Origin of the sequence: Sulfuricurvum sp. (assembly GCF_036279695.1) — a bacterium.
Classification (GTDB): domain Bacteria; phylum Campylobacterota; class Campylobacteria; order Campylobacterales; family Sulfurimonadaceae; genus Sulfuricurvum.
This window is the reverse complement of the sequence record NZ_DASUIQ010000119.1, coordinates 1-11,822: the sequence shown is the minus strand read 5'-3', so window position 1 is coordinate 11,822 and position 11,822 is coordinate 1. Positions and strand designations below refer to the sequence as shown.

Here is an 11,822-nt window from a genome sequence, read left to right as displayed (position 1 = left end):
CTCTCAACGTTACCGGTGTAAGGACGGAATTCCAAGAAAGAGTGATTCATTACACCCTCACCTTTGGTATCCGTCAAGAATTGACCACGGAAACCGATCAAACCACGAGCAGGAATTTCGAACTCTACGCGAGTAAAGCCCTCACCCATCGGTACCATTGCTTTCATTTCCGCTTTACGACGACCGAGACGCTCGATGATCGTACCTGCATTGTCTGCCGGAAGGTCAACAACAAGGTGCTCGAACGGTTCACATTTGACCCCTTCGATCTCTTTTACGATAACTTCAGGACGTCCGATACCGAACTCGAAACCTTCACGACGCATGTTTTCTGCAAGAATCGTGATTTGAAGCTCACCACGACCGGAAACGATAAATTTACCTTCTCCAACCGTTTCGTAACGCATCGCTACGTTGGTGTTCATCTCTGCATCAAGACGCTCACGGATTTTGTTTGCCGTAACGTGTTTACCCTCTTGACCTGCAAGCGGAGAGTCATTAACCGAGAAAACAACGGTCAATGTAGGCTCTTCGATGTGCATTGGGTCAAGCGGCATAGGATTTTGCGGATCACAGATAGTATCTCCGACGTCTACCGTTTCGATACCGGCAACCGCAACGATGTCGCCCGCTTCCGCTTCTTGGATCTCCATACGATTCAAGCCCATAAAGCCGATCAATTTAGAGATACGGCCTTTGACCATTTCACCGTCTGCTTTAGCAAGGAGGATGTTATCCCCTTTTGCGATTTTACCGTTGAAAATACGGGCAATACCGATTTTACCGACGTAGTTATCGTAGTCAAGGGTGAATACTTGCAATTGAGTCGGGTTTTCAGGATCACCGGTTGGTTCAGGTACTTTTTCCAAAATAGTGTTGAACATACATGTGAAATCACCATCCGGCTCAGACATATCGAGTTTTGCGATACCGTCACGCGCCGCAGCGTAGATGATAGGGAAGTCAAGTTGATCTTCGGTCGCGTCCATCGCAACGAAAAGGTCAAATACTTCGTCTACTACACGCTCAGGGTCAGCGGAAGGTTTATCGATTTTGTTAATAACAACGATCGGCTTGATCCCAAGTCCGAGCATTTTTTTAACAACGAATTTTGTTTGAGGCATAACACCCTCATACGCATCTACGAGCAATAATGCACCGTCAACCATTTTCAAAACACGCTCAACCTCACCACCGAAGTCGGCATGGCCCGGAGTATCGATAATGTTAATTTTGTGCTCACCGTAGCGGATCGCTGTATTTTTAGAAAGAATGGTGATCCCGCGCTCTTTTTCGAGGGCGTTAGAGTCCATCGCTCTTTCATTTACTTGTTCGTGGCTTCCGAACGTTCCGGATTGTTTGAGCAATCCGTCAACTAGGGTCGTTTTACCATGGTCAACGTGGGCGATGACGGCAATATTACGAATTTTTTGCACTGAGTATCCTTGTAGGTAGGCAATAATTTTCGCGGATTATAGCTGATTTAAGGTTAAGGAAATGTTAAGGCAAAATTGTACCGTTACCGTTTCGTTACCTTCATTAATGGAATATTTTTTGCTTGTTATAACTACTTTAACAAAAGGGCGGATACTGTTCGCTCACAAGGATCACTCATGATCATTCAAATCAAAGAGACTAAATCTCAAAGCTCACTTATCGATCTTTTGGGGGGGAATACCAAAAATTCCTCCTCAAAATCGAACGATCTCTTTTCCAAGCTTTTAAGCTCGTTTGGTATGCAAGCCAAAACGGATGAAGCGAAAATCGTGAAATCAACCGATTTTAAAGCCGTTATCGATCCCAAGAATGCCGCGGTAAAAAATGCGGACTCTAAATCCGCTAATATCAAAGAACTTCAGAGCCTGCTCACGGGTGCCGAAGAGAAAGATTCAAAACTTGTCTCCTCAGAGCTCCTCGGAAATCTTTCCAATGATCAAGTGCGTACCCTTATCAATCGGGCTAAAGAGTATCTCAAAAATGAGATCACCGCTAAAAGTCCCGAATATCAAACGGATCAAAAATCACTCCCAAAAACATTGGGGGGGCTGGTTAAACTCGCTGAAAAATTAGGATTAGAGCCGCAAAGCATATCACTCTCAACGCTCATAAAGGAGCCTGAAGAGCAAGCTTCGTTTTCGCTAGAGCTCCTTTCCAAGCCCCTTTTAGAGACCAAAGCGATTGCTTCGCTTCCCGCCACCGCGATAGACGACAAAGCCCCGATCGAAGTCATTACACAACTTCTAAGCAGTCTTAAAAACAAAGAACAAAAAGCGTCTGACGCATCGTCAAAAGAGGATTCTGCTCAGAAAGTTTCCGAAAAGAGTGAAACTCAGCCCCTGAGAGCGCTTCTTCAAAATCTGGAAAAACACGAAGCAGATAACGGTTCAATCACCAATACAGATAAAACTGATCCGATCAAAATATCTCCAAGCGGAGCAAACGCTAAAGCCGATGCTCTAATCGCCCTCTTGCAAGGGAGTGACGAAACCAAGGAGTCCAAAGCGGAAACCTCCGCTTCGCAAAAAATCGAAGGAGAATCATCAAAAGGCTCTCATGCACTTAAAGCCGACTCACTCGAAGTGAAATCAAAAGAGGCCGCGCAAAGTATGCGCTATTTTGCGAGCGATCTCAAAGAGGCGGTTCAAGAGTACAAACCTCCCTTTACCCGTCTCACGATGAAACTCAACCCCGAAAAACTGGGTGAAGTAGAAGTAACTCTCGTTCAGCGCGGTAACAATGTTCATGTGAATATTCAGTCCAACAACACCAACAGTGTCGCATTTTTGGCACATAACGCCACGGAACTCAAAGCGCAGTTGGCGTCACAGGGGATTACCAACGCTACCATGAACTTTATGTCCGGAGGCGATAGTCAAAGTAATCAGCAACAAGGGCAACAGCAGCAAGGACAACAACAACGATTTAAAGCATATGAGTCGTTTGAAGACCTCAAATTAAATGAAGAGCAGTTAAGTGCTCTTGAAATCATCATTCCGCATTACGCGTAATCCAAGGAGGATATTATGGCTATCGACGCATACGGCAATAACACGGCAACTTCCGCCGCTTCTAGCGGCACTGCTTCTACAAGTACAACCAACCCTAAGAGTGTTTTAGGAAAAGACGACTTTCTTAAGTTGCTCCTCTTAGAGCTTAAATACCAAGATCCGACCGCACCGATGGATAGTGAGAAAATTTTGTCTCAAACCTCTCAATTGGCAACAATGGAAGCAAGTTCAAATACCAATAAAGCGCTTGAAACACTTGCGGCATCCCTTACCTCATCGATGCAGTACTCCGGAATTTCCGCTATCGGTAAAATTGCCGATACGGGAAGCAACGGTATCGTTTTTGAAAAAGGTAAAAATACCGATTTCGAGCTCTATTTCCCCGATGACGTAACCACCGGAAAAGTGAATGTTTTGGACAAAAACGGGAAAATTTTGAAAACAATGGATATTGGGGCAACCGATGCAGGTGTCGCCAAATATAGCTGGGACGGTAAAAATGATGCCGGAGCAACCGTCGATGAGGGGATTTACTATATCGAATCAACCTACACAAAAGCAGATAATACCACCGCTACCACACGGGTCGGACTCTATCCGATCGAATCAATCAAATTTGACAGCGGCAAAACCTATGCGAAACTGGGATCAGGCTATGTAGACTTTAGTACGATCAAAGAAGTTTCGGCACATTAAGGAAATAAGATGAATCAAGCTTATTACTCTGGAATTTCAGGGGTTATGACCTACCAGTTGGGGTTGGATGTCGTCTCAGACAATATCGCTAACGTCAATACTGTTGGGTATAAAGGCTCCACCGCTGAATTCGCCGATCTTTTGACTCAACAACTCGTCAGTGCGGGGCAAACTCCGACATCTAATGATATTGGGCTGGGATCACGGCTTCAAAGCACGACCACCCAGATGCAAAACGGCTCTCTCCTCCCCTCAGAGCGTTTTAACGACCTTGCGATTAGCGGAAACGGATGGTTTGGGGTTGTTTCGGGCAAAGATACCTCCTATACTCGTGCAGGTAATTTTGTGTTTGACGAAGTCCAAAAAGTATCCGGCGATGTTAACTCTTCCGTTGCACGCTTGACAACAACGGACGGCAAATATGTGATGGGGACGATGCTGACGAACTACTCGTATAGCGGTTCTTTTGACTACGGAGACAACTCGACTAACGGAGTCACAGGTGCGTATGTCGTCACAGACCCAACCAATGAGGCCAATCTTGGCGGAGTGGATTCCCAAGGGATGCTCGAGTTTCCGACACGGCTTGCGTATCCCGTCGAACCGACCACGACAGCGCAATTTTTCGGGAATCTTCCCCCCGATAATCAAACGCATACTATCAGTGCCGATGTGATCAGCGGTACCAACGACCGAAATCGCTTAAAACTCACCTTTACCCAAAGCGCAACCCAGCCAGCAACCGGAATCGCTTGGGACGTGGTTGCTACCGTCACCTCAAATGATGGCAGTATCGTCTACGATACGCAAAACGGTCAAGCCATTTTTGACGGAACGGGAGGACTAAGTAGCTGTAGTATCACTTCAATGGATAACGACGGCACATCGGTTGCGGTTGATTTGGGGAGCAGTTTCAACGGAGTTATCTCTATCGACGGACTTGCCGCCAGCGGATCATCAAGATCCAACGGTGTTTCAGGAGGGGTACTCACCAAATACGGGATCAATCCCAACGGGGTTATCGTCGCCGATTTTTCCAACGGTCGCCAAAGTGCTATCGGTCGCATCGCGGTCTACCATTTTCAAAACGACCAAGGGTTAAATCGAATCGGAAATACGGAATTTCAAGCAACCAGCGGGAGCGGAGATCCGCTTTTCTGGACCGATGCCTCCGGTAACCCTACTACCGGAGCTATCATCAATAGCGGTCAGCTTGAAAACTCCAATGTTCGTCTTGACGTAAGTCTTACCGATATGATCATCATGCAACGCGCCTATCAGGCTAATGCCAAAACAATCACCACCGGAGATGAATTAATCCAAAAAGCGTTGCAAATGCACCGCTAAAGTGGAATAATTTTTGCTTTTAATTTCAACTTTGTCATAAAGAAGGACATATCATGTTACGATCACTTTTCGCAGGTGTTACCGGTTTGCAATCGCATCAGGTTGCAATGGACGTTGAATCTAACAATATCGCTAACGTAAACACGATCGGATATAAATATTCACGTGCCAATTTTTCTGATCTGTTAGCACAAACCAATCAAATCGCTACCGCTCCACAAGGGCAAATCGGCGGTAAAAATGCCGTTCAAATCGGTCTTGGGACGACGGTTAGTTCCATTACCCGTATCCATTCCCAAGGTTCGATCCAAAATACCGATAAAAATACCGACGTCGCTATCCAAGGGGACGGATTTTTTATTGTCAGTTCGGATGGGGGAAATACCTATAAATACAGCCGTTCGGGGGACTTTAAATTTGATGCCGCGGGAAATTTCGTCGACAACAACGGATTTATCGTCCAAGGGTGGGTACGCGATGAAACCACCGGTCTGGTAGACTCCACTGCACCGATCGCCAATATCCAAATCCCGCCCGGATTGACCACTCCGGCACAAGCAACCTCTGAAGTCGTCATCAAAGCCAACCTCAGTTCAGGAGACACGGTTACCCAATTTAAACCGATCTATACCCTTGATACGAATGCTCTCACCAAAAACGGTGTGGATGGTGTCGCCAACACCTCCGATGATGACCGCCCCGAGTTTTTCAACGTCTTGTTTGATGCGAGTGGAAGTGCTCTAAATCTCCAAGACGGTCAAGGGATGTGGACCAGCTACAAACCCGCAACTATCAGTAAAACGATTGCTGCACCTGTGGCAGGTGCAGTATCGTTTACCTTGAATGGCGTTGCTATGTCCATGACCTTTACAGGAACCGAAACCGCCGCGCAAGCAACCAGTGCCATCGCCGCGAAGATCAATGCCCAAACAGCTACAACCGGTGTCAGTGCCGCACCCGATCCGACCAATCCGGCTATTTTGATCCTCACCAATGATAATACCCGCGGGACAACCGCTGCGAGCAAAAATATTGCCTTAACAGTTACATCTGCTTCAGGAACCGGTCTTACCGGAGGAACCGATATTACCGCATTTCAATACACCTTTATCAGTGCGGGAGCCGTCCCCATCGGAGAGACAACGGCAACCGCCTCTCAGCGCCAATTTACAACGACCGAAGATTTACGGGCACAGATGCAGCACGATGCCCGTCTCATCGGGGATGATCATGGTGTCAATAATGCGATATTAGATAGTGCCATTACCGTTGAGATCAACAGTAAAGGGCAATTTGAGATCAAAAACCCCGGAAGTGCGGGAGCCGATGAATACGATTTGCGTATTTCCGTCACCGGACTCACCTCGGCAGGTGTTACCGAGAATACTCGATTTACCCAAAACTTTCAAACTCTCTCGGGAACACTGACCACCGGCTCATCTATCTCTCGTTTGAGTCAAGCGTTTAATGCCGCAACCCACTCGGCAAGTATCGACGTATACGACTCGTTGGGAACCAAACATACTCTCCGTCTCGATTTTCGCAAAACGGCACTCTCTGCTTCAGGGGGAACCGAATGGATTTATGAGATCAGTGTCCCATCACCCGGGGATATTGGAGGGACGATCAATAAAAATGAGCTCACAAACCTGGATGCAGGACGTATCAGCTTTACCAACACCGGAGCACTCGCCCTCGCAACGATCCCGAGTTTGACCTATACCGCAAACAACGGTTCGGCACCTAACCAAACCATCGATTTGAACTTCGGTACGATCAATGCGTTTGACGGTATGACCAGCTTCGATAATCCATCCGGAACCAGCGGTATCAGCCAAGACGGTTTCCCCGGAGGGGATCTCGTCGGTATCCGAATCGACCAAAGCGGTACGTTAGTCGGATCATTCTCCAACGGACGCTCATTCGGTCTTGCACAAATCGGGATGGCAAAATTTTCAAATAACGAAGGGTTGGTCACCGATGGAGGAAATGTTTACCTCCAATCTGCCAACTCAGGCGATCCGATCATCGGTACAGCGGCAACGGCAGGACGCGGGTTTATGCAATCCTCCGCCTTAGAAGCGTCGAACGTTGACCTCTCTAAATCATTGACACAGCTCATTATTATTCAACGCGGCTATCAAGCAAACGGTAAAACAATTACCACTTCGGATACACTGCTTGAAACATTGCTTGGAATCAAACGTTAATAGAGATCATTTTTGAGGATTAGGATTCCGGCGATAAGGATGAACGCCGGAACTTCGAAGCTTAAGGAGTGAGTGATGAATGAGAAAACGTTGACCCAAGACCTGCTGCTGTCGTTTGGGATGTCAACATTATGAATCAAATTGGTAAACGAATGGTAATAAGGTTATAATTGCGTTATGAGATGGCGCACCCTTAAAACTAAAAAACGATCCACCCCCCCTAAGACTAAAACACTATTCGCCCCTTTTTGGCCCCGTGTTGCAGGATTCGCAACCGACATTTTCATGATCGGGCTCCCTATATCCATTATCACGATGATGTTATTCGGTTATGATCAGATGCACACGGCTGGTGCCTTGGACGTGTTAGTGCATGACCCCAAAGCGCAAACCAATCCCCCAAATCCGATTGCTTCACTCACCCAAATTGCCCTTTTTCTCCTCGTTTACGTTTGGTTCTGGCACCGTAACGGGCAAACACCGGGGAAAAAGCTCTCTCACATCCGTGTCGTCGATGCTTCAACCCTTCAAAATGCCCCTTATTGGAAACTAACCCTCCGTTTTATCGGTTATTTCCTCTCTTTTATCACTCTGATCGGATTTTTTATCGGATTGTTCCGCAGTGACAAACGGGCTCTGCACGATCTCATCAGCGGCACTGCCGTCATCCGCGTCCCCTAACGTGGCTGTTTTAATCGCCCTCTTTTATTTTTTCTATTTTGCCCTCATCGGGGTGCACGTTATTTTTGTCCCTAAAATCCTCTCTCAGGTAGGGTATGAGCCCTCTGCAATCGGCATTATTCTCGCCTCCGCACCGCTGGTGAGATTCGCGATACCGTTTTTGTTTCTTCGAGGGTTTAGGCTCAGTCAGAGTACATTTTTTGCCGCTCTTGCCCTTATGACGCTGGGAGCGGGAGGGTTTTATCCCGCATTGGAGCATTTTTGGCCTCTACTAATGGTCAATATCCTCTTTGGGATCGGTATTGCCCTCATTCTCCCCTATATCGAAGTGATCGCATTGGAGCAGATCGGCAAAGAGCGCTATGGGAAAATCCGTCTTTTCGGTTCATTCGGATTTATCGCTATCGCTTTGGTTTTGGTCAAATATCTAAGCACACCGTATGTCGGGATCGCATTTCTAATCGCTATGGCATTTATAACGATGTTGTTTGGCGCATTGATCGGATGGAGAGAGCGCCATAGCACTGATAGCGAATGTGATGCTACTAGTGCAGAATGTCGGTTCACGATCCGAGACCATATTCCCCTTTGGATCGGTTTTTTCCTGATGCAGGTGAGTTTCGGCCCTTTTTACAACTTTTTCACCATCTATACGACCAATCACGGAGTTTCATTGGATACTACCGTATGGCTCTGGAGCTTCGGGGTTATAGCAGAGATCATCATGTTCTATTTTCAGGGCAGATTGCTCCATCGCAATCTCAATGCCCTGCTATGGATAACCGCCGCTATCACCTCTTTACGATGGTTGTTAGTCGCTCTGTTTCCTAACTCATTGTTTGTTTTGTTTGCCTCTCAAAGTCTCCATGCCTTTAGTTTTGCCCTCTTTCACACCGCCGCGATCAGTGTTTTATTCTCCCTCTACAAGGCACGCCGTCTTTCTCAGCAGTTCTTCTTCGGTCTTTCGTACGGACTTGGGGGGTTTGTGGGAGCTATAGGAGCCGGTTTTGTCTATCAATACACACCGGCATATCTTTTTGTCGCAGGGGCGATTGCCGCACTAGGGGCAACATTCGCGTTTCGGGTCAATAACCGTTAGTTCTCTTCGTGTTTAACGTGGGTCACCATTTGAGGAAACGGAACGGTGATATGGTTTTGATCAAAAGCCAGTTTAACCGCTTCGGTAATCTCAAACATCGTATCTCCGTAGTCTTCCACTTTGACCCACGGACGGGCAACCAACTGAACGGAATGCTGTCCTAACGCACCCACCGCAACGATAGGTTCCGGAGCAGGAAGTACTTTGGGATTCGTATGCAAAATCTCTAAAATAATCGATTTGGCAAGTTTTAGATCATCTTTGTAATCGATGTCGAACGTCATATCGATCCGTCGCGTTTTGTTGTCGGTATAGTTGATGATATTACCCGCGATCAATGCTCCGTTTGGGATAATGATCGAGCGGTTATCCGCTGTCGTCAACGTGGTTGAGAAAAGATTGATAATCTTAACCGTCCCCATTACACTCGACACTTCGATAAAATCTCCCACCTTAAACGGTCTAAAAAAGATAATCAATACCGCCGCTCCGACATTGGCGAGGGTATCTTTGAGCGCCAAGCCGATCGCCAAACCTGCCGCACCGAATACCGCGACAAATGAGGTCGTATTGATCCCCAGATTACTAGCCGCCGCAACGAGCACCGCCACCATCAATGCCACATAAATCGCATTGCTCGCAAACGAAATCAACGTTTGATCGATGCTGGCACGATCCATCCCTTTACGCATCAACATGACGATTTTACGTGCAATCCATTTTCCGATCAAGAAAATAAGGAGAGCTCCGAGGATCTTTAATCCATACTCCGTACCGTAATTGATCGCCAAATCGGTGTAATGTTCGATCTTGGTTTCGACATGCTCGATTTTTTGTAACATACTCTCTCCTTAGCGAATCTCTACGATCTGTTTGAGCTCAAGCCGCTTTTGTTCGCTTTGCGCTTTTGAGCGGTACCCGAATGCACACATAACGGCAACGCTGTGACCGTATTCGAGATCCAAGATCGCTTCAACTTCCTCTTTGTCAAACCCCTCTATCGGGCAGCTGTCGATCTCTAACGTCGCGGCATAGGTCATCATGTTCGCCAAAGCGATATAACACTGCTTCGCTGTCCAGTTCTCTAGTAAAATCTCATCTTCTTCGATGGGTTTTAAATAGTTTTCATAGACACCCATATACATATCGACCGCTTCACTAGGAAGACCTCGACGCTCAAACATCTTTCTCACATAAGGGCTGTCGCTTCGCACCGTATCGTTATCGGTCGTAAAGATCACTAGCTCGGAGCAATCGGTGATCTGGTTTTGATTCCAACACGCACTTTTGAGTGCTTTACGCAAATTCGGATTGCGAACAACGATCAATCTCCACGGCTCCATCCCAAAGGATGAGGGCGACGTTCGCGCCACTTCCAATATCGAGTCAAACTGCTCGCTTGGAATCTGTTTTTCAGTATCGAACGCTTTGCACGCATGACGAAATGCCATCGCTTTTAAGAACTCGGACATAGTTTACCCCTTTGTCGTTCTATGATTTGTACTATTTTAACGTAGAGTTGTTTATGGGGAGTAACAAGATGCTCTAGTAGGAGAGAATATTTGAGATAATTTTGCCACGCTGTCTCTGATGGCTTGGGTCGCCCCCGCTTAATGAGTTCAAAACAAACCGCCGCATTGATAAACCCCTTCCAGAGCTTTACCTCATCGTCATCCTCAGTGCGGCGCGGATACCATAACCGTTCCAAATCTTCATGCGCATCGTAATAACGCCCCTCTTCGAGGGAACAGACAAACGCTTCGCACGATGCTGTTATACTCGCAGATTCTTGCGCCAATAGCCCCGTCCTCCCCGTAAACTGATGCACACATGGTTCGGGAATTTGGCTCGAAACTCTCCCAGCCGCGCTTTGGAGGATTTACCGCTGTCGCAATAAAAGACAAACACGCTCCCCTCAGGCTCTGATTTCAGCAAAGGGGGAGCATACAGTGTCGTCTCAGCACCATCGATAGGATTTAAAATCGTATCAATCAGGAGCACTTTTGTCCCACTTGCTTCAAGCTCTTTTTTGTTGCGTAAAAACTCTTCTTGGGTCCATTCATCGACACTTAGATCGACCATTTTCGCCCCTTTAACTATCATTTTGCGAAAGTTTATCAAAACAATAAATGCTTTAGCCTTAGGATTTTAGGCTACACTTACACTATGGCAAAGAAAAAGAAAAAAATGATAAAACTCAACCAATCCATCCGCCATTTTTTCGGCGATGAAGGATTCGATGAGGGTATTGAGCGAGTCCCTACTGAGGTACTTATTGCCCTCGCCCACACTCTGGGGATATTTGAAGGTTCAACCGATAAAACTTCCTTGATTAGAACGTTCCGCCGTTTATGGTCGGAGGGGGAGACTGACAACCGTGAAATGATCGTCGCGTTTTTCAAAAATGAGGGGAAAATCTATCCCAACCCGAAACCCAAAGAGAAACCGCACGAGCGAGAAGAGAAGATTGATGAACTCTTAGAAGCTTTTGAGATTAGCGAAACGGAGAGACGTGACCTTCATGCGGCGTTTATCGACATCCGTACCCGTAAAATTACCCCCGATAAAATCGCGTCCAAACTCGAGCACATCCGTTATACTCGAAAACGTGAAACGCTTGAAAAAGCGTTAGAGGGGAAATTCAACTACGACGATACGCTGGAGTATTACGCTCCGATCACCTATCGCTTTGAAGATGAAACCTTTACCAAAATCCATGTCATTAAAACCCCGCCGCTGAATGAAAAACGGCTCCACGAAGAGGCATTGGAGGTCTTGGTT

General features: G+C 46.8%; 11 protein-coding genes and 1 pseudogene. 7 read left to right on the top strand and 5 right to left on the bottom strand.

Going from position 1 to position 11,822, the window contains the following annotated elements; all coding sequences use genetic code 11:
• Positions 1–1,436: GTP-binding protein (locus VFW36_RS11595; RefSeq protein ID WP_329658976.1), on the bottom strand; the 1,436-nt coding region annotated here is incomplete at its 3' end.
• A 177-nt stretch (positions 1,437–1,613) separates the two neighbouring features.
• Here VFW36_RS11595 and VFW36_RS11590 point away from each other — a divergent pair.
• The 6 genes from VFW36_RS11590 (at position 1,614) to VFW36_RS11565 (ending at position 9,041) form a co-directional block, all read left to right on the top strand.
• Complete coding sequence (locus VFW36_RS11590) at positions 1,614–3,008, top strand: flagellar hook-length control protein FliK (RefSeq protein WP_329658975.1); 1,395 nt, start codon at positions 1,614–1,616, stop codon at positions 3,006–3,008.
• A gap of 15 nt (positions 3,009–3,023) precedes the next feature.
• Entirely contained in the window at positions 3,024–3,704 is a 681-nt protein-coding gene (locus VFW36_RS11585) for a flagellar hook capping FlgD N-terminal domain-containing protein (RefSeq protein ID WP_329658974.1), read from the top strand.
• A gap of 9 nt (positions 3,705–3,713) precedes the next feature.
• Positions 3,714–5,051 (top strand): flagellar hook-basal body complex protein, encoded by a 1,338-nt coding sequence (locus VFW36_RS11580; protein ID WP_329658973.1) that lies wholly within the window; start codon positions 3,714–3,716, stop codon positions 5,049–5,051.
• Between the two features lie 53 nt (positions 5,052–5,104).
• The gene (gene flgE, locus VFW36_RS11575) at positions 5,105–7,261 is read left to right on the top strand and encodes a flagellar hook protein FlgE (RefSeq protein ID WP_329658972.1); all 2,157 of its coding nucleotides are present in this window, start codon (positions 5,105–5,107) and stop codon (positions 7,259–7,261) included.
• Between the two features lie 177 nt (positions 7,262–7,438).
• Positions 7,439–7,942 (top strand): RDD family protein, encoded by a 504-nt coding sequence (locus VFW36_RS11570; RefSeq protein ID WP_329658971.1) that lies wholly within the window; start codon positions 7,439–7,441, stop codon positions 7,940–7,942.
• Positions 7,884–9,041: an MFS transporter gene (locus tag VFW36_RS11565; RefSeq protein ID WP_329658970.1), complete on the top strand. Its 1,158-nt coding sequence runs from the start codon at positions 7,884–7,886 to the stop codon at positions 9,039–9,041. Before VFW36_RS11570 ends, VFW36_RS11565 begins: the two co-directional genes overlap by 59 nt.
• On the opposite strand, the gene VFW36_RS11560 is transcribed toward VFW36_RS11565, so the two are convergent.
• Genes VFW36_RS11560 through VFW36_RS11545 form a run of 4 tightly spaced genes read right to left on the bottom strand, consistent with a single transcriptional unit; the run spans position 9,038 to position 11,123 of the window.
• Complete coding sequence (locus VFW36_RS11560; RefSeq protein WP_329658969.1) at positions 9,038–9,883, bottom strand: mechanosensitive ion channel family protein; 846 nt, start codon at positions 9,881–9,883, stop codon at positions 9,038–9,040. The genes VFW36_RS11565 and VFW36_RS11560 overlap by 4 nt on opposite strands.
• Positions 9,884–9,892: 9 nt before the next feature.
• Positions 9,893–10,513, bottom strand: a complete 621-nt coding sequence (locus tag VFW36_RS11555; protein WP_329658968.1) for an NAD(P)H-dependent oxidoreductase — start codon at positions 10,511–10,513, stop codon at positions 9,893–9,895.
• The gene (locus VFW36_RS11550) at positions 10,498–10,839 is read right to left on the bottom strand and encodes a DUF309 domain-containing protein (RefSeq protein WP_329658967.1); all 342 of its coding nucleotides are present in this window, start codon (positions 10,837–10,839) and stop codon (positions 10,498–10,500) included. Before VFW36_RS11550 ends, VFW36_RS11555 begins: the two co-directional genes overlap by 16 nt.
• Positions 10,815–11,123, bottom strand: coding sequence for a hypothetical protein (locus VFW36_RS11545; protein ID WP_329658966.1), 309 nt, complete (start codon positions 11,121–11,123; stop codon positions 10,815–10,817). The genes VFW36_RS11550 and VFW36_RS11545 overlap by 25 nt, the downstream gene beginning before the upstream one ends.
• A gap of 84 nt (positions 11,124–11,207) precedes the next feature.
• Between VFW36_RS11545 and VFW36_RS11540 the strand changes: the two are divergent.
• Positions 11,208–11,822 (top strand): annotated as a pseudogene (locus tag VFW36_RS11540) (helicase); the annotation flags it as partial.